The following is a 24375-nucleotide window of genomic DNA, read 5'->3' on the forward strand; positions in this document are numbered from 1 at the left end:
GATGTCATGCGCAACGCCAATCCAGCCATCCGGTCCGCTCGGTCACGTTCCCGAAATAACCGGTCACGTTGCCGAAATCGCCGGTCACGATCCCGAAACGGCCGGTCACGTTCATCCGAAATACGCATTACCCGCTTCCTTCGACGAAAACGTTTGCTGGCGACCACTTGCGCGCAGATTGCCGGCATGTCGCGGCGTCCGTAGTCGAGCGGATTGACACCTAAATCGCTCGCGGTGCGCAATTCGCTACCCTCGAATCCAGCGGTTTTCCCTCCCATCCTCGCCCACGGAAAGGCGTCGCCGCATTGCCGCCTCGCGGACGTCCGGCCGTCAGCCTCGGCCAAACCTCTCTATCATGACAACTGGAACAACGCCGACCAGCAAGCCGGAACGGAGCAAGTCCCGTCGGCAAGCGCCATCCAGTTGCGTTCGACCCGGGAAGCATCGAAGCGGGCTCCACGCGGCGAACCGCATCGGGCGCGCGATCATGCGCCGCGTCGCCGCGCCACGGTCGGCTGGCTCGAGGTGTCTGTCCTCGACGGATGTGACCAGCGGCGCGGGCAATGACGCGGTCTGTTTCGCGCGCATCAGACTCAGCGCGACGATCTTCGTTCCGTGCAAGGACGGCATCAGCCACGACGAAATCGAGGACGCGCGCCGATCATCTGGAAGCCGGCTTCAAGGTGCTGCTGCAGGTGATGCTGAGCGCCGCGTCGAGAACAGGGAGCGTACGCGTATGAAGATCCTGATCGCACGAATGAACCACGAGACCAACACGTTCTCGCCGGTAGAAACCCCGCTGGCCGCATTCGGCCGCACCGGTCCCAGCTACGGCCGCGCCGCGTTCGACGAAAACAAGGGCATGCAAACGGCGATGGCCGCGTTCATCGACGCCGCCGAGCGCGTGCACGCCGAAATCGTGACGCCGATCTCCGCCATGGCGAATCCGAGCGGGCCGGTGGACGCCGTAGCCTACGATACGATCTGCGACGCGATCCTGGCAGGCGCGACGGGTTGCGACGCGGTGATGCTCGATCTGCACGGCGCGATGGTCGCCGAGAACTCGGCCGACGGCGAAGGGGATCTGCTCGCGCGCGTGCGTGCGTCGTTGCCGCACGCGCGGATCGCGGTCGCACTCGATCTGCACGGCAACGTCACGCAAAAGATGATCGACAACGCCGACATCATCGTCAGTTTCAAAACCTATCCGCACGTCGACATGTACGAGACTGGCGCGCATGCGGCGCGCCTGCTGTTCGACATGATCGACGGCCACGCGAAGCCGGTGATCGCGTGGCGTCAACCGCCGCTGCTCACGCACACGCTGCGCAGCGCGAGCGCCGACGGCGCGATGAAACGCGCGCTCGACGCCGCGCGCGCCGCCGAGGCCGATGGCATGCTCGCGGTGTCGGTGCTGGCGGGCTTCTCGCTCGCCGATATCGACGCGCCATGCATTAGCGTCGTTGTAGTGGGCAATGGCGAGCGCGCGGATGCCGAGGCGGTCGCCGAGCGTGTCGCGCGACAGATCTGGGACGAGCGCGACGATTTCGTCTATCGCAGCGCGCCGCTTGCCGAATCGGTCGCGCGGGCGGCGTCGCTCGCGCGCGGCGCCGACAAACCGGTGCTGCTGCTCGATCATGGCGACAACTGCATGTCAGGCGGCACGTGCGACACGATGGATCTGCTCGAGGAAGCATTGAAGCAGGGCCTTGAAGACATCGTCAGCGGGCCGTTGTGCGACCCGCAGGCGGTCGCGGCCCTGGCGGCTTCGGGGGTCGGAAGCACGGTCACGCTCGCGATCGGCAACAAGCTGACAAACGATGCTTTGCCCTCGCGTTCGCCGCTCGCCCTGACGGGCGTCGTGCGCGCGCTGACGGACGGCGAATACGTGATCAGCGGTCCGACCTACACCGGCCAACGCGCGTACATGGGGCGTGCGGCAGTGCTCGACGCCGGCACGGTGAAACTCGTCGTGACCGAACACACGCATGAGCCGTGGGATCTCGGCGTGTTCGAGAGCGTCGGCATCGATCCGCGCCGCGCGCGTTTTCTGCTGCTCAAATCACGCATGTATTGCCGGCCGGTCTTCGTGCCGATCGCGGCGGCGCTCGTCGAATGCGATAGTCGCGGCGTCACGAGTTCGGACTACAGTCTGTTCAGATTCGAGCGCGTGAAACGGCCGGTTTATCCATTGGACCCTGACACCGAATGGACCGCGACCAACTGATCAACACGCATGCGATTCGATAAATCGCCGCAAGGGCTTGTGAAGTCTGCAACGAGTCTCTATAATTCGCGCCTCTAAAGGCTCGTAGCTCAGTTGGTTAGAGCACCACCTTGACATGGTGGGGGTCGTTGGTTCGAATCCAATCGAGCCTACCAACGCATCTGTGACGTAGACGAAAGCGGTTCCGCTTTCGTCTACGGACCAGTCAAATCCATCCCGTCGTTCCCGCAGTTTCGCCGTTCGGCATCACGTCCCCTTCGTTTTCGTTGTCCGCTCGTGGCTCGCAGCTCGCGCACATTCACGCGTTTTCTGCCGCTGTTGCGTCGTCGTTCGACAATGCGCGGTACAGTTAGTCCTTCCGCTTTCGCCGACGACCCGACTGCCGTTGCCATCGCATCATTCGATCATGCGCTGCCGGCAGCATCCAACGGAGCTGACGCAATGAAGAAGCTCATCAACGATGTGTCCACCGTGGTCCCCGACATGCTCGACGGGCTCATCGCCCTCAATCCCCAGCTCTCGCTGTTGCAGGGCGGCACGATCGTGTTGCGCGCCGATGCCGAGGCCGTGGCCGCGCGTGGCGAGGTCGCGCTGATCTCCGGCGGCGGCTCGGGCCACGAGCCCGCGCACGGCGGCTACGTCGGCCACGGCATGCTGAGCGCGGCGGTGGCCGGCGAGATCTTCACCTCGCCATCCACCGACGCCGTGCTCGACGCAATCCGAGCGGTGGCCGGCCCCGCGGGCGCGTTGCTGATCGTCAAGAATTACACGGGCGACCGCTTCAACTTCGGCCTCGCGGCCGAAATCGCGCGCGCCGAGGGCATTCCCGTCGAGATGATGATCGTCGCCGACGACGTCGCGCTGAGCGCGAGCGGCGATCACGCGGGCCGTCGCGGACTCGCAGGCACGGTGCTGGTTCATAAGATCGCGGGCGCGGCGGCCGCGCGCGGATTGCCGTTGCCCGAAGTCGCGCGGATCGCCAAAGAAGCGGCCGCGTCGCTCGGCACGATGGGCGTCGCGCTGACGCCGTGCACGGTGCCGGCCGCGGGCAAGCCGGGCTTCGAACTGGGCGATCGCGAAATCGAATGGGGCCTCGGCATTCATGGCGAACCCGGGGTGGCGCGCGGTGCGCTGGAACCGGCCGATGCGATGGTCGGCAAGCTGCTGGCAAAGATCATCGACGATCTCGCGTTGCAGGCCGGCGAGCGCGTCGCGCTGCTCGTCAACAATCTTGGCGGCACCCCATCGAGCGAGCTCCACGTGGTAGCCGGCGCCGCGCTGCGCGAGCTCGCCGGGCGCGGCATCGAAGTTGCGCGCGCGTGGGCCGGCACGTTCCTGAGCGCGCTCGAAATGGCTGGCGTGTCGCTGACGCTGCTGCGGGTCGATGACGAACGGCTGAGTCTGCTCGACGCCGCCTCGCATACGAGCGCATGGCCCGCGCTGAGCGGCCGCGTCGCGCAGGTCGCGGTGCGTGCGGCGCCACCCGCGCCGCCAGGCGCGAGCGGCGCGACGCTCGCGCGTGACGCGACGCTGCGGCGAGCGATCGAAGCGGTCTGCGAGTGCCTGCTGGCAGCCGAGCCGATATTGACCGAACTGGACCAGCGCGTCGGCGACGGCGACCTCGGCATCAGCCTCGCGCGCGGCGCACGCGCGGTGCAGCTCGAACTCGATTCCTACGCGTCCGCAACCACGCCGAGCGCGGTGTTGCGCGGCGTCTCGGCGACGCTGCGGCGCGTGGTGGGCGGTACGTCGGGTCCGCTATACGCGGTGATGCTGCTGCGCGCGGCGGCCGCGCTCGAACCGTCGGGCGGCGGGGCCACGGCACGGCAATGGGCGACGGCGTTCAGCGCCGGTGTCGATGGATTGATGGAACTCGGAGGCGCGACGCCGGGCGATCGCACGATGGTCGATGCGCTGAAGCCCGCCGCCGGCGCGCTGTATGACGCACTCGCTCAGGGAGCGTCGACGGATGCCGCATTGCAAGCCGCCGTCTGTGCGGCAATCGATGGCACGTCGCGTACCGCTTCGATGCATCCGCGCCGCGGGCGTTCGAGTTATGTCGGCGAGCGAGCGATCGGTCATGTGGACCCGGGCGCGCACGCGGTAGTGTTGTGGCTCGCGGCGATTGGCGAGGCCCTTTCCGGTTAGGCGCGGGCGAACGCGAACGCTACTGCGAACAACGACCCCTTCAAGGCGGCAGCAGATCGAACCCAGCGAAAGCAACGACGCCGCTCAGCGCGATCAGCGCCACCGAGTGCTGTCCAACGTACAGCAGCCCGGCGGCGGACCAACACGTGACGGCGAAAGCGGCGATACGTTTCATGCTTCCTTCTTCTACGACTCGAACTCGAATACCGGCTCAAAAGCCCAGCGCAACGGCCAGCAAACCACTGACGACACCGCACACCACCACCGCACAGGCCACCCCCGTCAGCACGCGCCGCGGAAACGACCGCGCGAGCATCGCGAGCGACGGCACGCTGACTAGCGGCAGCGTCATCAGCAGCGCGCCGGCGGGGCCGGCGGCCATGCCGAACGACAGCATCGCCTGAATGATCGGCACCTCACCCGCGGTCGGAATCACGAACAGCGTGCCGGCGATCGACAGCGCGATGATCCACAGCAAGCTGTTGTCGACGTCCGGGCCGACGTGCGGAAACAGCCATGCGCGCGCCGCGCCGAGAATCAGCACGAGCACGATGTATTCCGGCACGAGCCGCAGCGTCATGCGCCCGAGAATCGAGACCCAGCGCGAGAACGCGGTGCCCGGATCGTCGGCGCTGACCAGTTGCGCGACGGCCTCTCGCGACGCTTGCGCTTCCTGCGGCGTGATCATGCGGTTCACGAGGTAGCCGAGGCCGAACACCATCACGATGCCGAGCGCGAGGCGCAGGCCCATCCACTGCCAGCCGAGCACGAAGCCCATGAAAATCAGCGTCGCGGGATTCAGCGCGGTGTTACCGAGCCAAAAAGCAATCGCCGCGCCCGGCGCCGCTTCGCGCGCGCGCAGGCCGGCGACGACCGGCGCCGCGCAGCAGGTGCACATCATGCCAGGCAACGACATCAGGCCGCCTTTGACGACACTGTTGAAGTCGGCGCGACCGAGCGCACGCGCGACCCACTGCGGCGGAATCAGCGCTTGCACCGCGGAGCCGAGCAGCAGGCCAAGCACCATCGCCTGCCAGATCGCCTTGCCGTACGCGAGCGCGAAGTCGATCGCGGCCTGCCACGAGGCCGCCGGCGCACTCGCGGACGTGCCCATCAGGATCGACTTGCCGATTGAATGCTGGCTCGCGGCGACGAACGCGCGGTTGTAGTACGGAAACCACTTCACATAGAAGAGGCCGACGACGGCGATCAGCAGGAAGACGATCCAGCCAAACGTAACCCGAGGTTGCCGAAGGGTTGATTGCATGATGGTTCTTAAATGTCGTTGTGAGTCAACCGAGGACTAGCGTACGGGTGTCGAGCTGCGCGAGCAGCGTTTTCGCCTGCTCGACGACGTCGGCGTCGTTCGGGCGGAAATGGAGTTGCAGTGCAGTCGGCAGCTGATCGAAATGCTGGCCGCTGCTGCGCGCGTACGCGGGATCGTAGTGAAGTTCGATCAGTTCGTGCGCGAGCTCGGCGCGCCGGTTGTCGTCGACGAGCCGCTGCCAGCCCGCGACCCGCTCGCGGCTGTGCAGGCCGATCAGCCGTTCCAGCTGTCCCTTGAAGTAGTCGGGATGCTCGAACAGATGCGCGTAATCCTGCAGTAGAAACGCCGCGCGATCCTCGCGGCTCGAACGCACCTCGACGCACGCGCCGCGATGAAACGTTTCGAGCAGCGCGAGCGGCAGCGTGACGGAGCCGATGCGCCGGCTTTCCGCCTCGACGAACACCGGCCGGTTCACGTCGAAGTCTTGCAGCGCGGTGACGAGCAGCGTGTCGAAGCGCTTTTGCGACGGCTGCTGCACGCCCGTGTACGCGCCGAGCAGCGAGCCGCGATGCGAGGCGAGCGCCTCGAGGTCGAGCGTTTGCGCGCCGGCCTCATGCAGCGCCGACAGCAGCCGTGTCTTGCCGCTGCCGGTCGGGCCGACGAGCGCGATGTAGCTGAAACGGCGCGGCAGGGTTTCGAGCCTCTCCAGCGTGGCGCGCCGGTAGCTCTTGTAGCCGCCCTCGAGTTGCCGCGCCGACCAGCCGATCATGTTGAACAGCGTCGTGACCGACCCAGAGCGCTTGCCGCCGCGCCAGCAGTAGATCAGCGGGCGCCAGTTGCGCGGCCGGTCGGCGAAGGTGGTTTCCAGATGATGCGCGATGTTGCGCGCGACGAGCGCCGCTCCGAGCCGCGTGCCCTCGAACGGCGACACCTGCTTGTAGGTCGTGCCGACCAGCACGCGTTCCTCGTTGCTCAGCACTGGCGCGTTGGTCGCGCCCGGAATATGGTCTTCCTCGAACTCGAGCGGCGTGCGAACGTCGACGATTTCATCGAAATCGCCGGCTTTATCGAGGCTGACTAGAAGACTTTTCAAGGGAGTAGGGACGAACCGGACCGCGGGAAGACCGAAATTATCGCATGCGCGGCTCGTTCGGGCCGGTTATGCGTCCTTTCAGGCGTTCTCTAGTGACGCGTTCCTTCAACCGCCTGCCTCAGATGACCTCGACCCGCGCTTCACCGCTCACAAGTTCGCCAATCACTCGCGCGTCGGCGAAGCCATCGGCGCGGAACAGTGCGAGCACCTCGTCGACCGCCTCGGGCGCGCACGACACCAGCAGCCCGCCCGACGTCTGCGGATCGGTCAACAACGCACGGCCGGCCGACGGCAACGTGGCGGGCAGCACCACGTCGCGGCCATAGGCATCCCAGTTGCGGCCCGATGCGCCGGTGAAAATACCGGCTTCCGCGAGGCTCGCGACGTTCGGCAGCCACGGCAGGTCCGCATAGTGCACGCGCGCGGTGAGCTTCGAGCCGCGCGCCAGTTCCAGCGTGTGGCCGAGCAGGCCGAAGCCGGTGATGTCGGTCAGCGCATGCACGCCGTCGAGCCGCGCCAGCTCGGCGCCCGGCCGGTTCAGCTTGGTGGTCGCGCCGATCATGGCCGCGTAGCCGGCCTCGTCGAGCCGGTCTTTTTTCAGTGCCGCGGACAGAATGCCGACGCCGAGCGGCTTGCCGAGGATCAGCACGTCGCCGGCCCGGCCGCCCGCATTGCGCTTGACGCGCTTCGGATCGACGATGCCCAGCGCGACGAGGCCGTATATCGGCTCGACCGAATCGATCGAATGGCCCCCCGCGAGCGGGATGCCCGCGTCCGCGCACACCGATTCGCCGCCTTTCAGCACGGCCGCAATCACGTCGTGCGGCAGCACGTTGATCGGCATGCCGACGATCGCAAGCGCCATGATCGGCTTGCCGCCCATCGCGTAGACGTCGGAAATCGCATTAGTCGCGGCGATGCGGCCGAAGTCGAACGGATCGTCGACGATCGGCATGAAGAAATCGGTGGTCGCGACGATCGCCTGGTCCTCGTTGAGCTTGTAGACGGCGGCGTCGGCGGTGTCGTTGCCGACCAGCAGGTCGGGGAAAAACGGCAGCGGCGCGCTGCGCTTGAGCAGATCGGCGAGCAGGCCGGGCGCGATCTTGCAGCCGCAGCCGCCGCCGTGCGACAGGCTCGTAAGGCGGGGCGACTGGCTTGCTTGGACTTGGGTCATGAGGGCGGGAGTTCGGGTTCGTCGAATGACCGCATTATGAGGGTAGTTTTCATACTGTGCAGCGTCGACGCGGGCCGCAAACTGGCTTAATGCCGAAGCGGTATATCCGAACGATAAACGCCCGCGTAGAAAGTACCAATGCCGAAGCAAATGCAAACGGCAAGTGCGCGCAATGAAACGAATTCTTCACGCGCTAACACAATTGCGCACCGCCGCGTGAATTGATCGCCGTCGACAATTAGCAAACCAATTACCGCACGATTGCAAAGCCTTATTTATTGCTGCCTGCGCCGGTCCCATACAAGCCATTGTTAAATCCGCCAGCGCCCTCGGCTTTTTGTCCCTGGCCGGCGGTTTTGCCGCGCGCGTTACCTTGCCCGCTGTCTTTCGACTGAGGTTTCAGTGATTCGTGGACCGCCGACGCGCCCGGGTCGGGCGTCGAACCCATCCCAGACGAGCGGCTTTCCATGTGCGAAGAGCCGCCCGACTGGGGAATCTGCGCAAGGCTGGGGGAGTTCGCGGCCAGTAGTGCGGCGCCGAGAAGCGCAAGCGAGGCTGCGCCGGCTGCCACGCGACAGGAGTAAGGAGAGGAGTTCATAGGAGCGCAATAATCCGTCGAGAAGGTCAATTGAATTCACCATTCGCGGATTCAGCATGAACGGTGCCCGGCGCCTGGAATAAATCGTGCATACAGAGAGCGCCGTTCATTCAAGCGACTTTCGCATGTCTGATTTACCCGGGTGGCGAATGCACTACGATCGAGCTACGTGTCGTGCAACGGCATCTATAATCAATTTGTTCCCAAAAGAGCCGAGGCCATGCAATGACGCAAATGACTCGGCGACAATTCCTGAAGGTTTCTGCCACCTCGCTCGCCGGATCGAGCCTAGCCCTGATGGGCTTCTCGCCGACCCCCGCGCTGGCCGAAGTCCGTCAGTACAAATTGTCGCGTGCTACCGAAACCCGCAACACCTGCCCGTACTGCTCGGTGGGCTGCGGCGTCCTGATGTACGGCCTCGGCGACGAAGCCAAGAACGTGAAGACGAGCATCTTCCACATCGAGGGCGACCCCGACCATCCGGTCAATCGCGGCACGCTGTGCCCAAAGGGCGCGAGCCTGATCGACTTCATCCATAGCCCGAGCCGTCTGCGCTATCCCGAGTACCGCGCGGCCGGGGCGAACGAGTGGAAGCGCATCTCGTGGGAAGACGCGCTGGACCGCATCGCGAAGCTGATGAAGGAAGACCGCGACGCGAACTTCGTCGAGACGACCGCAGACGGCAAGAAGGTCAACCGCTGGCTGACTACCGGGATGCTCGCGGCGTCGGCCAGCAGTAACGAGGTGGGTTATCTGACGCACAAGACTGCCCGCAGTCTTGGCATGCTTGGATTCGACAATCAGGCGCGTGTCTGACATGGCCCGACGGTGGCAGGTCTTGCCCCGACGTTTGGCCGTGGAGCGATGACGAACCATTGGGTCGACATCAGAAACGCGGACTTGATTCTCGTGATGGGCGGCAATTCGGCCGAGGCCCACCCATGCGGATTCAAATGGGTCACGGAAGCGAAGGCGCACCGCAAGGCGCGCCTGATCGTGGTCGACCCGCGCTTTAATCGCACGGCGTCGGTCGCGGACTACTACGTGCCGATCCGCACCGGCACGGACATCGCGTTCCTCGGCGGCGTGATCAACTATCTGCTGACGAACGACAAGATCCAGCACGAGTACGTGAAGAACTACACGGACGTGTCGTTTATCGTCCGTGATGACTTTGCGTTCAACGACGGCCTGTTCTCCGGCTACAACGCCGACAAGCGCAGCTACGACAAGACCTCGTGGGACTATGAGCGCGGCGAGGACGGCTTCGCCAAGGTCGACCCGACGCTGCAGGACCCGCGCTGCGTCTATCAGCTGATGAAGAAGCATTACTCGCGCTACACGCCCGAGCAGGTCGAAAAAATCTGCGGCACGCCGAAGGACAAGTTCCTGCACGTGTGCGAGATGCTCGCGGCGACGTCGGTGCCGGGACGTGCGACCACGATCATGTACGCGCTCGGCTGGACCCAGCACTCGATCGGCTCGCAGATCATCCGCACCGGCGCGATGGTACAGCTGCTGCTCGGCAACATCGGCATCGCGGGCGGCGGCATGAATGCGCTGCGCGGTCACTCGAACATCCAGGGCCTGACGGACCTCGGCCTGATGTCGAACCTGCTGCCTGGCTACATGACGCTGCCAACGGAAGCGGAGCAGGACTTCGACGCCTACATCGAGAAGCGCACCCAGCATCCGCTGCGGCCGAACCAGCTGAGCTACTGGCGCAACTATCGCGCGTTCCACGTGAGCTTCATGAAGTCGTGGTGGGGCGACACGGCGACCGCCGAGAACAACTTCGCGTTCGACTATCTGCCGAAGCTCGACAAGTCCTACGACCTGCTCCAGGTATTCGAGCTGATGAGTCAGGGCAAGATGAACGGCTACATCGCGCAGGGCTTCAACCCGCTTGCCGCCGCGCCGTACAAGTCAAAGAACGGCGCGGCTCTGGCCAAGTTGAAGTGGCTCGTGATCATGGATCCGCTCGCGACCGAAACGTCGGAGTTCTGGAAGAACCACGGCCCGTTCAACGACGTCGACAGCGCATCGATCCAGACCGAGGTGTTCCGTCTGCCGACCACCTGCTTCGCCGAGGAACGCGGCTCGCTCGTCAGTTCGAGCCGCGTGCTGCAATGGCACTGGCAGGGCGCGGACGGCCCGGGCGAAGCGAAGAGCGACCTCGAGATCATGGCTGGGCTGTGGCTGCGGATTCGCGACGCTTACCGCAAGGACGGCGGCAAGTATCCCGATCCGATCCTGAACATGAGCTGGCCGTATGCGAAGCCGGACAGCCCGACGCCGGAAGAGCTCGCGATGGAGTTCAACGGCAAGGCGCTCGCGGACGTCACCGATCCGAAGGACCCGACCAAGGTGCTCGCGAAGAAAGGCGAGCAGCTCGCGAGTTTCGCGCTGCTGCGCGACGACGGCTCGACTTCGAGCGGCTGCTGGATCTTCTGCGGGGCGTGGACCCAGGCGGGCAACCAGATGGGCCGCCGCGACAACTCGGACCCGACCGGCATCGGCAACACGCTGAACTGGGCGTGGGCATGGCCGGTGAACCGGCGGGTTCTGTACAACCGCGCGTCGTGCGATCTCAACGGCAAGCCGTTCGATCCGACGCGCAAGCTGATCGCGTGGAACGGCAGCACGTGGTCGGGCGCCGACATTCCGGACTTCAAGGTCGACGAGCCGCCTGACAGCGGCATGAATCCGTTCATCATGAATCCGGAAGGCGTCGCGCGGTTCTTCGCGCGCGACGCGATGGTCGAAGGGCCGTTCCCCGAGCACTATGAACCGTTCGAGACGCCGCTCGGCTACAACCCGCTGCATCCGGACAACAAGCTGGCCGTCAGCAACCCGGCGGCGCGCGTATTCCCGGCCGACAAGGCCACGTTCGGCACGCACGAGAACTTCCCGCATACGGCGACCAGCTATCGTCTGACCGAGCATTTCCACTACTGGACGAAGCATGCGAAGCTGAACGCGATCATCCAGCCCGAGCAGTTCGTCGAGATCGGCGAAGACCTCGCGAAGGAGATCGGCGTGGTGGCCGGCGACCGGGTCAAGGTGAGCTCGAACCGCGGGCACCTGATAGCCGTCGCGGTCGTGACGAAGCGCATCAAACCGCTGACTGTCGAAGGCAAGAAGGTGCAGACCGTCGGGCTGCCGATTCATTGGGGCTTCATGGGGCTCGCGAGGCCGGGCTATCTCGTCAATGGGCTGACGCCCCCGGTGGGCGACGGAAACTCACAGACACCGGAAACCAAGTCGTTCCTCGTCAAGGTCGAAAAGGCATAAGGTAAAGAGATGGCACTGCAATCACTAGACATCAGACGCGTCTCGGCCACCACCACGCAACCGCCGGTGGCTCGCGCGCCGGCCACCGGGCAGGTCGCGAAGCTGATCGACGTATCGAAGTGCATCGGCTGCAAGGCGTGTCAGACGGCCTGCATGGAGTGGAACGATCTGCGCGACGAGATCGGCGTGAACGTGGGCGTCTACGATAACCCGCCCGATCTGACCGAGAATTCGTGGACCGTCATGCGCTTTGCGGAGTACGAGAACTCCGCCGGCGATATCGAATGGCTGATCCGCAAGGACGGCTGCATGCACTGCGAAGACCCGGGCTGTCTGAAGGCCTGTCCGTCGCCGGGCGCGATCGTGCAGTACACGAACGGCATCGTGGATTTTCACGAGGAGAACTGCATTGGCTGCGGCTTCTGCATCGCCGGCTGCCCGTTCAACATACCGCGTATGTCGAAGAAGGATCGCCGCGTGTACAAGTGCACGCTGTGTTCGGACCGCGTCGCGGTCGGCCAGGAGCCGGCCTGCGTGAAGACCTGCCCGACCGGCGCGATCATGTTCGGCACCAAGGAGGACATGAAGCTGCAGGCCGAGGACCGCATCGTCGATCTGAAGGAGCGCGGTTTCCAGAACGCTGGCCTGTATAACCCGGAAAAGGTCGGCGGCACGCATGTGATGTACGTGCTGCATCACGCCGACCGGCCGTCGCTGTATCACGGCCTGCCGGACGATCCGCGCATCAGTCCGATGGTGACGTTGTGGAAGGGTATAGCCAAGCCGATCGGACTCGCCATCATGGGGATCGCCGCGCTCGCGGGCTTCTTCCACTACACGCGCGTCGGTCCGAACGAGGTGACCGAGGCCGACGAAGCCGCCGCCGTCAAGGAAGCCGAAGAAGCGCGCCGTTCGCGGGAGGGTAAGCAATGAACCACTCTGAGCACACCGACTTCACGGACGTAAAGGGCAACCGCCTGATCGTGCGCTATACGCCGAACGAGCGCACGAATCATTGGATCACCGCGATCTGTTTCATCCTGCTCGCGCTGTCCGGTCTCGCGATGTTCCATCCGGCGATGGCGTTTCTGTACTTCGTGCTTGGCGGCGGACAGTGGACGCGAATCCTGCACCCGTTCATCGGCTGCGTGATGTTCATCTCGTTCCTGATTCTTGCGTTGCGCTTCTGGCATCACAATTATCTCGACCAGGCGGATATCCAGTGGATGAAGCAGTACCGCGACGTGCTGAACAACCGCGAGGAGCGCCTGCCCGCAATCGGCAGGTACAACGCCGGGCAGAAGCTGTTGTTCTTCGTGATGGTGATCTGCATGCTGCTGTTGTTGTTGAGCGGCATCGTGATCTGGCGGCGCTACTTTTCGCTCTACTTCCCGATTGACCTGATCCGGCTCTCCGCGGTCGTGCACGCGGTGACGGCGTTTTTGCTGATCGTCGGCATCATCGTGCATGTCTATGCGGCGCTGTGGGTCAAGGGCTCCATAGGTGCGATGACGCGCGGCACCGTTACTTATGGCTGGGCGCGCAAGCACCATCCGAACTGGTTCAGGGAAATCATCGGCAAGTAAAGTATGCTCAATCGGCGCTGCCCCAGTGCGTGTTTCAATGCGCCGCACGCCGCACGCCGCACGCCGCACGCAGCACCCCGCGCACCGGGCCGCCGCGCCGCGTCGATGACGGGCGGCGGCTCTTCCGTTTTCAGAGGTCGATAACTTGGCTCAACGAATTCTCGAAGCCGCCGACATCGAGTCGCTCGATCCCTCGGCAATCCCCCGCATCCGCATGCCGGAGCGGCTCGCGGTGTTCGCGCCGCGCGCCGCGCGCCTGCGCCAGCTAGCCTCGCGCGGCAATCCGATTGCCGGCTACCTGCGGCTGATGGCGGCGCTCGCCGATGCGCAGCAGGCGGTGCTCGCGCACTTCAAGGCGCAGCCGCCGAGCCCCGAGCTGATCGCGAGCGCGCAGCAGTATTCGATGCCGCTGATTCCGGCGCTGTCCGGCGCGCGCGATCCGGCGTGGCGCGACGTGCTGCTGCAACTGCTCGACAAGATCGAAGCCGCGGGTCCGTTGACGCCGCCGCTCGTCGCGGTGTTCACGCAACTGCGCTCGCTCGACGTCGCCACGCTCGAAGCGCAGGCCGACGCGATCTTCGCGCAGCGCTTCGCCGACGTCGAGCCGGCGAGCGCGCCATTCATCATGGCCGCGCTGCAAGTCGTATGGACCGACCTCGCCGCCGACATCGACAAGCGCGCCGTGCCGTACCTCGACACACCGGGCCTGTGCCCGGTATGCGGTTCCCATCCGGTGGCCAGCACGCTGCGCATCGGCGGCGCATACGACAACTATCGCTATCTGCAATGCGGGCTGTGCGCAACCGAATGGCATATGGTCCGAAGCAAATGCTCGAACTGCGATTCGACGAAAGGCATTGCGTACCACGTGGCCGGCTCGCCCGACGCCGACACGGCCACGCGCGAAGCCGAAACGAAAAACGCCGTGCTGAAGGCGGAGTCGTGCGACGAATGCCATACTTACCGCAAGATCGGCATCCAGGCGAAGGACTACGAGTTCGATCCATTCGCGGACGACCTCGCGAGCCTCACGCTCGATCTGCTGATGGGCGCGGAAGGTTACCGGCGCGCGTCGCCGCATCCCTGGCTGTGGCCGGAGCAGACGGCCGGCGCGACGGACGCGGAGGACGACGAGTCCGCCTGACGGCGACCTGGCCGGACGCAAGTTCAACACGACGTAAGGATTGCTCGTGAGCGATGTGAGCGGCTCGGAATTGCGCGCGCTGATGGCGCGCGTGCCATCGGTGGACAAGGTGATGGCGTCGGCCGAATTCGCGCCGCTGATCGGCGAATACGGCCGCACTCAGGTGCTCGATGCGTTGCGCGACGCGCTCGACGCGTGGCGTATCAACGCGCAATCGGGCGATGCGGCGGCCAACCCGGCGGTGAGCGCGCTCGAAACCCCGCAGCTGCATGCGACGGTCGCTGCGGCGCTGCTCGCGCGCAACGCGTCGCGGCTGCGCAGTGTGTTCAATCTGACCGGCACTGTATTGCACACGAACCTCGGCCGCGCGCTGCTGCCCGACGAGTCGGTGCGCGCCGTGATGACCGCGCTCACGCAACCGGCGAACCTGGAGTTCGATCTCGCCACCGGCATGCGCGGCGATCGCGACGACCTGATCGACGATGTGATCTGCGAGCTGACCGGCGCCGAGGCGGCAACCATCGTCAACAACAACGCGGCCGCGGTGCTGCTCACGCTGTCCGCGCTCGCGGCGAAGAAGGAGGTGGTGGTGTCGCGCGGCGAGCTCGTCGAAATCGGCGGCGCGTTTCGCATTCCCGACATCATGAGCCGCGCGGGCGCAAAGCTGCGCGAAGTCGGCACGACGAACCGCACCCATCTGAAGGACTATGAACAGGCGATCAACGCGCGCACCGCGCTGCTGATGAAAGTCCACGCGAGCAACTATGCGATCAGCGGCTTCACGAAGGAAGTCGGTATCGACGAGATCGCGCCGCTCGCGCACGAGCGCGGGCTCGCGGTCGCCGTCGATCTCGGCAGCGGCACGCTGGTCGATCTCGCCGAATGGGGCTTGCCGCGCGAGCCGACGGTGCGCGAGACCGTCGCGGCCGGCGCCGATGTCGTCACCTTCAGCGGCGACAAACTGCTCGGCGGACCGCAGGCCGGGTTGATCGTCGGGCGGCGCGATCTGATCGCTAAGATCAAGAAGCATCCGCTGAAGCGCGCACTGCGCGTCGGCAAGCTGACGCTCGCGGCGTTGGAGCCTGTGCTGCGGCTGTATCGCGCGCCCGAGAAGTTGGCGGAGCGGCTGACCACGCTACGGCTCCTCACGCGTCCCGCCGAGGACATTCACGCTGCCGCGCAGCGCGTGCTACCGGCGCTGCAGCAGGCGATCGGCGCGCGCTACACCGTGGCGGCGGAGCCGATGTTCAGCCAGATCGGCAGCGGTGCATTGCCCGTCGACGTGCTGCCGAGCCATGGACTCGTCATCAGGATGACCGACGGCAAGCGCGGCGGCCGTCATCTGCTCGCGCTCGAAAAGCAGTTGCGCGAGATGGCGCGGCCGGCGATCGGCCGGATCGCGGACGACGCGTTGCGGCTCGATCTGCGCTGCCTCGAAGCCGCCGATGAGGCGCAATTGATCGCACAGCTAATCGCGCAACCGAAGAGCAACTGAAGGACAGGCACGCATGATCGTCGGTACAGCGGGGCATATCGACCACGGCAAGACCAGCCTCGTGAAGGCACTGACCGGCGTCGATACGGACCGGCTCAAGGAAGAAAAAGCGCGCGGCATTTCGATCGAGCTCGGTTACGCATACGTGCCGCTCGAGAACGGCGACGTGCTCGGTCTGATCGACGTGCCGGGCCACGAAAAGCTCGTGCATACGATGACCGCGGGCGCGAGCGGCATCGACTTCGCGCTGCTCGTGATCGCCGCCGACGACGGCGTGATGCCGCAAACGCGCGAACATCTGGCGATCGTCGAACTGCTCGGCATCCGGCGCGGTGCGATCGCGTTGACGAAAGTGGATCGCGTCGACGAGGAGCGACTGCGCGAAGTGCACGACGAAGTGAGTGCGTTCGTCGGCAATAGCGTGCTGCGCGACGCGCCGGTATTCGATACCTGCGCGACTCGCGCGGGCGATGCGGGCGTCGCCGCGTTGAATGCGCATCTGCGCGAGCAGGCCGCCACATGGCGTATGAAGCGCGACGACGGCCTGTTCCGCCTCGCCGTCGATCGTGTGTTCACGCTCGCGGGGCAGGGCTCGATCGTCACCGGGACCGTAGTGGCAGGCAGCGTGAGCGTCGGCGACACGATGCTGCTCGCGCCGAAAAATCAGCCGGTGCGTGTGCGCAGTATCCACGCGCAGAATCGCCCCGCCGAAACCGGCCGCGCCGGCCAGCGCTGTGCGCTGAATCTGGCGGGCATCGACAGGAGTGCGATCGAGCGGGGCGACTGGGTTGTCGATCCGCGGCTGTCGCAAGCGAGTGAGCGTATCGACGTCTCGTTGACGCTGCTGCCCGACGCGCCGCACCCGCTCGAACACTGGACGCCGCTGCACGTGCATCTCGGCACGCAGCATCAGGTTGCGCATGTCGCGCTGCTCGAAGGCGACACGCTCGCGCCCGGTCAGCGCGCGCGCGTGCAACTCGTGTTCGAGCGGCCGCTGTGCGCGGTACCGGGCGATCGCTTCGTCGTGCGTAACGCTCAGGCCAATCGCACGGTGGGCGGCGGGCATGTGCTCGATCCGTTCGCTCCGGCGCGCAAGCGGCGCTCGGCGGAACGCTTCGACTGGCTCGACGCGATACAGACGCTGCTCGACACCGGCTCGCTCGATGTGCCGTTCGCGCGCGCGCCACACGGTTTGTCGCGGGCGTTGCTGGAGCGCCTGACGGGGATGCCGGCAGCCGCGCTCGCGTTGCCCGCCGGGACGCGCATGATCGAACTGCCGGGCCATGACGCACTGCTGCTCGCGGACGCGGCATGGCATGCACTGGCCGGGCGCGTGACGAGTGCGCTCGCGCAATACCACGAGCGCTTGCCGGATGAGTTGGGCCCGGACGTGTCGCGCTTGCGGCGCATCGCGGCGCCACTGGTCGACGACGCACTGTGGCGCGCGTTGGTCGACGATGCGGCGGCGCGTGGCGAGCTGATCAGACGCGGACCGTGGCTGCATTTGCCCGGCCACACCGTGACACTCGATGCCGCCGATCAGGCGCTTGCCGCGACGCTGCTGCCCGAGATCGAGGCGGGACGTTTCGATCCGCCGTGGGTGCGCGAGCTCGCGAACGGGCACGGTGTGCCGGAGGAGCGCGTGCGTCAGTTGCTGCGCAAGCTCGCGCGTCAGGGCGAGCTGTTCCAGGTCGTGCATGACCTGTTCTATCACCAGCAGGTGATTCGCGAACTTGCGTCGATCGCGGCGACGGAGGCGCACAAGAACGCTGGCACCGTGGCGGCCGCGCCGTTTCGCGACGCGACAGGACTCGGCCGGAAACGCGCGATCCAGCTTTTGGAGTTCTTCGACCGGGTTGGGTATACTCGCTTCCACCGTGGCCTGCACCTCGTGCGCACGGATAGCCGCTGGCTCGATCTGCGTTGATCTGGCTTCTGCGGCCTGTTTCTATCGGGCACGCGTCATTCAATCACCGTAGGAAGGCATTCGTATCCGGTGGTGCGGCTGGGCTTCAAACCCAGTTGAGGGCGTCAGACGCTCTCAGGTCGGTTCGACTCCGGCTGCCTTCCGCCACAAGACTTTGCGGGATTTTGACGTTCCTCATTGTAGAGGTAACCATAAAACTTCCGCCTGGAAGTTAATTGGTTTAAAAATCGCCTGCCCAATTTACGTTTTGTTACGCATGACGGTAGCCGCCTGCATTCTGGCAGTCGATACGGTCGTTCCCTGCGATGGTGGCCATTGGAATCATAGAAATCAGGCGGCTTGCTCCGGCTTTAGCCTTCGCTATCTTCGTTGTGTGAAACCAAGGCGCGGATTGCATGAACCATTCTTTACCGCAACGTCACAGACTCATTGCCGGCGCGTGATCCCGGAATGCCTATACCGGTTCTCGAGCGCGCCAGCCTCGAGTATCTGGCCGGTTCGGTGCAGTCCGAAATGCTGCATGAGGACAATGCCAGTCCCATCGGCATGCTGTGCAACATCCGGCTGAACGTCCCTTCAGGATTCGCGGATCACTGGGTGCGGAGGATGTCGTCTGGGGCCTCAAGTTTCTTGGCGAGGACGAGAACTTCGCGTGGGCGAAATGGCTGGAGTGCTGAACCGCTTTTCACTGTGAAAACCCACGCTCGTTTCACGTGGGGTGTGCTGCAAACATGTGGCCACCTACGGAGCGACAACAGGCATTCACGGTTTACCTCGATACCCGCCGGAGTCGCGTCTCGTCGCGCCTTGCCACGGGGTGCCAGTCACCGGTCGTCCCGAATCGAAGGGTGTTATGACGCCGTGACGGTGGCGTTGGCGTGCAGCGTGGTTGCGATGGTGTTGATATCGCCGAGGGCAGCCGCTTTCATTGCGGGTCAACACAGATGGGGAATCGCGGCGCATCTCTCCGCCTCCGACTCATCAGATAAGTGACGGCGATACCATTGTCGACGCCGCGTTGTCCGGACTCGGAATTTGCCAGATGCCGATGTCTCTGCTTCGACCGGGCTTGAAGAATGGAACACTCGTATCGGTGCTCGACAAGGTATCGAAGGACCTTATCGACGTGCACGTTGTATGGCCCAAGGTGGCGCATCTCCGGCCAAAAGTCCGACACGTTGTTGATACGTTGGTTGCGCTGGCCGCAGAAGGGGCGCTCGACTGATCAGTCGTTTCCGTTTCTGTAAGTGTGCGACGAGATTCAGGGGACGACGATATTGGCGTGGGCTGAAATGGCAGCAGGGGCGGGAAGTTAGTGCGAAGGACGTCAAAGAGCAGCTGAAGACGATCGGTGACGCCGAAGGTCTGCAAAAGTCCTGGCATTGACGCCTCGTTCAGCCATCCTGGAAGCGCGAATTGGTTGAGGAGAAGAGTAATGTCGCAGTTGGGTCTTGGCCTGGATCGGTCAACCAAGCGGCCTTTCACCCAGCGCCGGATCGCCATACTGCCTTGGGAAGATCTGGCCGTCACCGGCGCGGGCCGGTTGATGATTCGGGACTATTGGGCGAGATATCCTCCGTCAATTACCAGTTCGCTTCCGGTGACAAACGACGCTTCGTCGCTCGCCAGAAACACACATCCTGCCGCGACCTCGTGAGGCGTGCCGATTCTCCCCATGGGAGTACTGGCAATGATGCCGCCATTCATATCGTCTGACTGTGCCTCGACGAGTGGCGTTCGGATCAGTCCCGGATGCACAGAGTTGACTCGCACATTCTCCGGCGCGTAGGTGACGGCCGCATTCTTCGTCATGTTGCGCACGCCGCCTTTCGCTGCGTTGTACGCTGCCGCGCCTGGAACGCCTACGTTGCCCAGATCGACGAGAAGTTGATTGTTGGACCTTGCTTTGCTCGACGCATGAACGGTAGCACCGCCTGCATGCCAAGAAAACTCCCCGTCAGGTTGACTGCGAGCACGCGTTGCCAACTTTCGATATCCGTGCCATGCACGGGTTCGTAGCACGCCACGATGCCGGCGTTGTTGACGAGTACATCGATGCGACCATGGGTCGCTATGATCTCGGCCACGACGCTTTGCCAGTCATCGCTGGACGAGACGTCGAGTCGGACAGGTTTGATCCCTTCCGCTTCTTTGCCGGTTTGCACATCACCAGCGAAAACGACAGCGCCTTCGCTTGCGAATGCCTGTGCGACAGCGAGGCCGATTCCTTGCGCAGCTCCGGTCACGAGTGCGATTTTTCCTTTAAGGCGATCCATGTTCTGTTCACCGATTCAGTTTGCCAAAGCTCCATGGGTGGGCGACGACCTTCGCGTATTGGTTATGAAGATCGAAAGGCCGGGAGCCCCGGACTTCACGAGGGCATGGATACGAGAATCTTGAGCTTGGCGCTGCCTGGCGTGAGCAGTGCGTCGAAGCCATCCTCTTTAACGCGTTGCATTGTTACCTCTGCGTCGACGACCTTCTCGACCGGAAAGGCGTCCACCACCGCGGCATCCTGCCGAGCTGGCCGATCATGTGTTCGTCACGGTGCCGCCCTCGATGCATAAGCCAACCCTGACGTTCCAGATCGACCACGAAACCGTCGCAGTCCAGATCAAATACGAGATCGCCTCGAATAACCCGATATTCAATCGCGACATCATTCTCGAGGGATACGGTGTGGGTTTGCTTCCCTTCGCGCTTGTGGCACAGGACATCAAGGTTGGCCGGCTAATACGTCTGCCTGAAGGCTTCGAGATCGTCGATACGGCGGCTGAAGTCCGACTGGCTTATATCGGCCGCACGCTGTTACCCACAAAGGTCAGGGCATTCATCGACCATAGCGCTGAGTTCTTTGAACGGGGCATGTGAGCGACTCACCGCTCAGTCGCGTTGCGAAAGGATTACATCTGCAATTCGCGCAACATCATTTGGTAATGCTTCCGCAAGAGCGACGATGCATTCTACGACCGACGGCCAAAGACCACAGCCCATGTGGCAAGAAAGCGAGAGGTTCATGGTGCAACTGACTGCGATCGGAATCAATCACCAAACGGCGCCCGTCGCCTTGCGCGAACGCGTGGCGTTTCAGTTCGAACAGATCAAGCCCGCTCTCGCCCTGTTCAGGGCAGCATGGTCCGGGAAGCGCTCGCTGAGCGCGCCGGAAGCCGCCATTCTCTCCACCTGCAACCGCACCGAACTGTACTGCGCGACCGATGCGCAAATCTCACGCGACGAAGCCGTGAGCTGGCTGGCGCAGTATCACGGTATCCGCACGGAGGAGCTCACGCCGCACGTCTACACGCTGCCGCAGTCCGAAGCGGTCCGTCATGCATTCCGGGTGGCTTCGGGGCTCGACTCCATGGTGCTGGGCGAAACGCAGATCGTCGGCCAGATGAAGACCGCGGTGCGCACCGCGACCGAAGCCGGCGCGCTCGGCACCTACCTGAACCAGCTGTTCCAGCGCACCTTCGCCGTCGCAAAGGAAGTGCGCAGCACCACTGAAATCGGCGCGCAGTCGGTATCCATGACCGCCGCCGCAGTACGCCTCGCCCAACGCATTTTCGACAAGATCGCGAACCAGCGCGTGCTGTTCATCGGTGCGGGCGAAATGATCGAGCTCTGCGCGACGCATTTCGCCGCGCAGCATCCGCGTGAACTCGTCGTCGCGAACCGCACGGCTGAGCGCGGCATGCGGCTCGCCGAGCGCTTCAACGGCCGCGCCATTCCGCTCTCCGAGTTGCCCTCCCGGATGCACGAGTTCGACATCATCGTGTCGTGCACGGCGTCCACGCTGCCGATCATCGGTCTCGGCGCGGTCGAGCGCGCGATCAAGTCGCGCCGTCACCGGCCGATCTTCATGGTCGACCTCGCGGTGCCGCGTGACATCGAGCCAGAAGCCGGTCAGCTCGAGGACGTGTTCCTGTACACCGTCGACGACCTCGGCGCGATCGTCCGCGAAGGCAATGCGTCGCGCCAGGCCGCGGTCGCGCAGGCCGAAGCGATCATCGAGACACGCGTGCAGAACTTCATGCAATGGCTCGACGCGCGCAGCATCGTGCCGGTGATCCGCCACATGCACACGCAGGCCGACATACTGCGCCGCGCGGAAGTCGAGCGCGCGCAGAAAATGCTCGCGCGTGGCGACGACCCGGCCGCGGTGCTCGAAGCACTGTCGCAGTCGCTTACCAACAAGCTGATCCATCCGCCCACGTATGCACTGACCTCGGCGCCTGCAAATGAGCGCTACCTGCTAAAGGAAATTGTCGGACGCTGGTACTCGCCTCGCTGACCGGGGCCGCTTCCTGCATCGATAGAAACCGCACGCATTCGCTGCCCGCCGACGTGCCATGAGATCAAGGGTAAGCAGCCAACGGCTCTGGCCGTATCGACGGCTCCGTTAAGGCCGCGACGCCTGGTGCTTCGGTTTCCCGTGCAAGTTCGCTCAAGGCCGCCTCGTCATTGTCAAGACGGGGCGGGAGCCAGTCGCAGATGAAATCGATCCACGATCGGGTGCGCGCATCGATAAACCGGCGGGACGGATAGAGAATGCAGATTTCGCGGGTCTCGATGGTGTATTGGGGCAGTACGCGCACGAGCGTGCCGTCGCGCAATTCGTCGAGCGCGGCATAGGCGGGCAACGGCGCAATCCCCATGCCCTCGCGCGCAGCCGTTGCCAGCGATTCCGCAATGTTGATGCTGACCACGCTGTCGACCGCGAGCGTGACGCTCACCCGGTCGCAGCCCTCGAGGCACCAGCGTTGCGACGACGCGGTGGCGGTGCGCAGCGTCAGGCAGTCATGCAACTGCAGATCGTCGGGCGATTGCGGCACGCCGCGCGCGGCGAGATATCCAGGTGAGGCGCAAAGAATGCGCTGCGACCAGCCAAGCTGGAGCGACGCAAGGTCGTCGTCCGGCGGCGGCGAGAAAGCGACGATTGACGTATCGCAGCTGCCGTCGAAGAGATTGGCAAGCGCCTGCGACAGGCTCAGTTCCACGTGGACGTCGGGATAGCGAGCCCGGTAGGCCTGGATCGCAGGCATGATGTGCCGATGGCCGAGACTCGCGAAGCTGTGCACGCGCAGCAGTCCGCTCGGGTGGTCGGCGGCGAGGGCGGTGTCGTCTTCGGCCCGCGCTACGTCGGCCAGAATCCTGCGGCAACGTTCGGCGTAGGCCAGTCCTTCGCGCGTCGGGGAAACGCGGCGCGTGGATCGGTGCAGCAGCCGCGTGCGCAGATGCTCCTCCAGTTCACTGACTGCCCGCGACGCGGTACCGAGGCTCACGTCTAGCGAGGCCGCTGCGGAGGTGAAGCTGCCCGTATCTATCAGGCGGACGAGGATCTGCATGTTTTGGAAGGTGTTCATGCGACGGTGTGCAATCTCAAGTTTGGATGTGCCGGCTGCCAGCCGCGAGGGTTGCCGAGGCTCGCGAGCGCAGCTTGATCGCGTGCGAGCGCGGGGGGCAGATACTCGCGCATGTAGTCCAACCATGTCCGCGTTCTGGCGTCGACGTAGCGGCGCGATGGAAAGAGAGCGCAGATATCCTTGCTGTCCAGCGTGTATTCCGGCAGCACGCGCACGAGTGTTCCCGCGCGCAAGCCGGCGAGCGCCGAGTAGACGGGCAGGGGCCCGATGCCCATGTGCGCGCGGATTGCCGCGGCCAGCGACTCGGCGATATTGATGCGAAATACGCTGTTGATCTCAATGTTTTCGGTTTTGCCACTGCCCGCCTTTTCGAGCACCCACCCGCTCGACGAACACGTAGGCCTGCTAAGGGCGAGGCAGTCGTGATCGATCAGGTCGCCGGGATGCAACGGCGTGCCGCGCCCGTTCAGATAGCGTGGTGAGGCGCACAGGATGCTGCAGCTCGAACCCAGCCGGTGCATGACGATCTCCGAGTCCGGCAGGCCGGAGACCGCGAGAATTGAGGTGTCGCATTTACCGTCGAACAGGTCCGGCAAGTTTTGCGAAAGCTGGAGATCGATCGTCACTTCGGGGTATAGGCGGCGATACGCGTGAATGGCGGGAACGAGGTAGTGCTGTCCGAAGCTCGCGAAGCTATGGACCCGCAACATGCCGCGAGCGAGACTGCCCGCCTCGGAGACCTCGTGCTCCGCTTCGTTGACTGCACGTACGATCAATCGGCAGTGGCCCAGGTAGGTGCGCCCTGCATCGGTCAATGCAATGCGGCGCGTGGAGCGCGTCAGCAGCCGGACCTTGAGGTGTTGCTCCAGTTCGCTGACTGCTCTCGATGTCGAGGCCGCGCTTAAATCGAGCGAATCAGCCGCCGCCGTGAAACTGCCCGTGTCCACGACGCGCACGAATATCCGCATGTTCTGCAACAGGTTCATAAACCGTTCCTGAGGGCTGGAGGTTGGCGGCGCGCTTCGCCCCGGCATCAGCGCCGGCGGGCGTTCGAATCGC

19 protein-coding genes, 2 tRNA genes and 2 pseudogenes are annotated in these 24375 nt (G+C 64.4%); 13 read left to right on the forward strand and 10 right to left on the reverse strand.

Features of this window, described 5'->3' with window-relative positions; genetic code table 11:
• Positions 1–278: hypothetical protein (locus tag AB4Y34_RS35355; protein ID WP_368718657.1), on the reverse strand; the 278-nt coding region annotated here is incomplete at its 3' end.
• Between the two features lie 458 nt (positions 279–736).
• Here AB4Y34_RS35355 and AB4Y34_RS35360 point away from each other — a divergent pair.
• The 3 genes from AB4Y34_RS35360 (at position 737) to dhaL (ending at position 4375) form a co-directional block, all read left to right on the forward strand.
• Complete coding sequence (locus AB4Y34_RS35360) at positions 737–2227, forward strand: M81 family metallopeptidase (protein WP_368718658.1); 1491 nt, start codon at positions 737–739, stop codon at positions 2225–2227.
• A 78-nt stretch (positions 2228–2305) separates the two neighbouring features.
• A tRNA-Val gene (locus tag AB4Y34_RS35365) sits at positions 2306–2382 on the forward strand.
• A gap of 286 nt (positions 2383–2668) precedes the next feature.
• Positions 2669–4375: a dihydroxyacetone kinase subunit DhaL gene (gene dhaL / locus AB4Y34_RS35370; RefSeq protein WP_368718659.1), complete on the forward strand. Its 1707-nt coding sequence runs from the start codon at positions 2669–2671 to the stop codon at positions 4373–4375.
• Between the two features lie 40 nt (positions 4376–4415).
• Here dhaL and AB4Y34_RS35375 read toward each other — a convergent pair whose 3' ends face one another.
• The 5 genes from AB4Y34_RS35375 to AB4Y34_RS35395 form a co-directional block, all read right to left on the reverse strand.
• Positions 4416–4550 carry a hypothetical protein gene (locus AB4Y34_RS35375; RefSeq protein WP_368718660.1) on the reverse strand — a complete coding sequence of 45 codons (135 nt, stop codon included), beginning with the start codon at positions 4548–4550 and terminating at the stop codon, positions 4416–4418.
• 36 nt (positions 4551–4586) lie between these two features.
• Positions 4587–5642: a permease gene (locus AB4Y34_RS35380; protein ID WP_368718661.1), complete on the reverse strand. Its 1056-nt coding sequence runs from the start codon at positions 5640–5642 to the stop codon at positions 4587–4589.
• Between the two features lie 25 nt (positions 5643–5667).
• Positions 5668–6735 carry a tRNA 2-selenouridine(34) synthase MnmH gene (mnmH, locus tag AB4Y34_RS35385; RefSeq protein WP_368718662.1) on the reverse strand — a complete coding sequence of 356 codons (1068 nt, stop codon included), beginning with the start codon at positions 6733–6735 and terminating at the stop codon, positions 5668–5670.
• Between the two features lie 118 nt (positions 6736–6853).
• Positions 6854–7909, reverse strand: a complete 1056-nt coding sequence (gene selD, locus AB4Y34_RS35390) for a selenide, water dikinase SelD (protein WP_368718663.1) — start codon at positions 7907–7909, stop codon at positions 6854–6856.
• Between the two features lie 271 nt (positions 7910–8180).
• Positions 8181–8507, reverse strand: a complete 327-nt coding sequence (locus tag AB4Y34_RS35395; RefSeq protein ID WP_368718664.1) for a beta-xylosidase — start codon at positions 8505–8507, stop codon at positions 8181–8183.
• A gap of 225 nt (positions 8508–8732) precedes the next feature.
• Here AB4Y34_RS35395 and fdnG point away from each other — a divergent pair, with 225 nt between their 5' ends.
• The 8 genes and pseudogenes from fdnG to AB4Y34_RS35435 all read left to right on the forward strand — a co-directional run.
• Positions 8733–11801 (forward strand): formate dehydrogenase-N subunit alpha, encoded by a 3069-nt coding sequence (gene fdnG, locus AB4Y34_RS35400; protein WP_368718665.1) that lies wholly within the window; start codon positions 8733–8735, stop codon positions 11799–11801.
• A gap of 9 nt (positions 11802–11810) precedes the next feature.
• Entirely contained in the window at positions 11811–12734 is a 924-nt protein-coding gene (gene fdxH, locus AB4Y34_RS35405) for a formate dehydrogenase subunit beta (protein ID WP_176107291.1), read from the forward strand.
• Positions 12731–13387 (forward strand): formate dehydrogenase subunit gamma, encoded by a 657-nt coding sequence (locus AB4Y34_RS35410; protein WP_176369582.1) that lies wholly within the window; start codon positions 12731–12733, stop codon positions 13385–13387. The genes fdxH and AB4Y34_RS35410 overlap by 4 nt, the downstream gene beginning before the upstream one ends.
• A gap of 145 nt (positions 13388–13532) precedes the next feature.
• Complete coding sequence (fdhE, locus tag AB4Y34_RS35415; protein WP_368718666.1) at positions 13533–14531, forward strand: formate dehydrogenase accessory protein FdhE; 999 nt, start codon at positions 13533–13535, stop codon at positions 14529–14531.
• Between the two features lie 46 nt (positions 14532–14577).
• Entirely contained in the window at positions 14578–16026 is a 1449-nt protein-coding gene (gene selA, locus AB4Y34_RS35420; RefSeq protein ID WP_176384721.1) for an L-seryl-tRNA(Sec) selenium transferase, read from the forward strand.
• Positions 16027–16039: 13 nt separating this feature from the next.
• Positions 16040–17953, forward strand: a complete 1914-nt coding sequence (gene selB / locus AB4Y34_RS35425; protein ID WP_176384723.1) for a selenocysteine-specific translation elongation factor — start codon at positions 16040–16042, stop codon at positions 17951–17953.
• 51 nt (positions 17954–18004) lie between these two features.
• A tRNA-Sec gene (locus AB4Y34_RS35430) sits at positions 18005–18100 on the forward strand.
• A gap of 772 nt (positions 18101–18872) precedes the next feature.
• Positions 18873–19178 (forward strand): annotated as a pseudogene (locus AB4Y34_RS35435) (LysR substrate-binding domain-containing protein); the annotation flags it as partial.
• Between the two features lie 332 nt (positions 19179–19510).
• On the opposite strand, the pseudogene AB4Y34_RS35440 reads toward AB4Y34_RS35435, so the two are convergent.
• Both AB4Y34_RS35440 and AB4Y34_RS35445 read right to left on the reverse strand, forming a co-directional pair.
• A pseudogene (locus tag AB4Y34_RS35440) lies at positions 19511–20229 on the reverse strand (SDR family NAD(P)-dependent oxidoreductase).
• 95 nt (positions 20230–20324) lie between these two features.
• Positions 20325–20459, reverse strand: a complete 135-nt coding sequence (locus tag AB4Y34_RS35445) for a hypothetical protein (RefSeq protein WP_255209060.1) — start codon at positions 20457–20459, stop codon at positions 20325–20327.
• 41 nt (positions 20460–20500) lie between these two features.
• Here AB4Y34_RS35445 and AB4Y34_RS35450 point away from each other — a divergent pair, with 41 nt between their 5' ends.
• Both AB4Y34_RS35450 and hemA read left to right on the forward strand, forming a co-directional pair.
• Positions 20501–20824 carry a hypothetical protein gene (locus tag AB4Y34_RS35450; protein ID WP_368718690.1) on the forward strand — a complete coding sequence of 108 codons (324 nt, stop codon included), beginning with the start codon at positions 20501–20503 and terminating at the stop codon, positions 20822–20824.
• A 148-nt stretch (positions 20825–20972) separates the two neighbouring features.
• A complete protein-coding gene (hemA, locus tag AB4Y34_RS35455; RefSeq protein ID WP_368718691.1) occupies positions 20973–22244 on the forward strand; it encodes a glutamyl-tRNA reductase in 1272 nt (423 codons plus the stop codon).
• Positions 22245–22308: 64 nt separating this feature from the next.
• On the opposite strand, the gene AB4Y34_RS35460 is transcribed toward hemA, so the two are convergent.
• Both AB4Y34_RS35460 and AB4Y34_RS35465 read right to left on the reverse strand, forming a co-directional pair.
• The gene (locus tag AB4Y34_RS35460) at positions 22309–23316 is read right to left on the reverse strand and encodes a LysR family transcriptional regulator (protein ID WP_368718667.1); all 1008 of its coding nucleotides are present in this window, start codon (positions 23314–23316) and stop codon (positions 22309–22311) included.
• Positions 23313–24302 carry a LysR family transcriptional regulator gene (locus AB4Y34_RS35465; RefSeq protein ID WP_176384744.1) on the reverse strand — a complete coding sequence of 330 codons (990 nt, stop codon included), beginning with the start codon at positions 24300–24302 and terminating at the stop codon, positions 23313–23315. The genes AB4Y34_RS35460 and AB4Y34_RS35465 overlap by 4 nt, the downstream gene beginning before the upstream one ends.
• Between the last annotated feature and the right edge of the window lie 73 nt (positions 24303–24375).

Origin of the sequence: Paraburkholderia sp. BR10954 (genome assembly GCF_040965775.1) — a bacterium.
GTDB classification, from domain to species: Bacteria; Pseudomonadota; Gammaproteobacteria; order Burkholderiales; family Burkholderiaceae; genus Paraburkholderia; species Paraburkholderia youngii.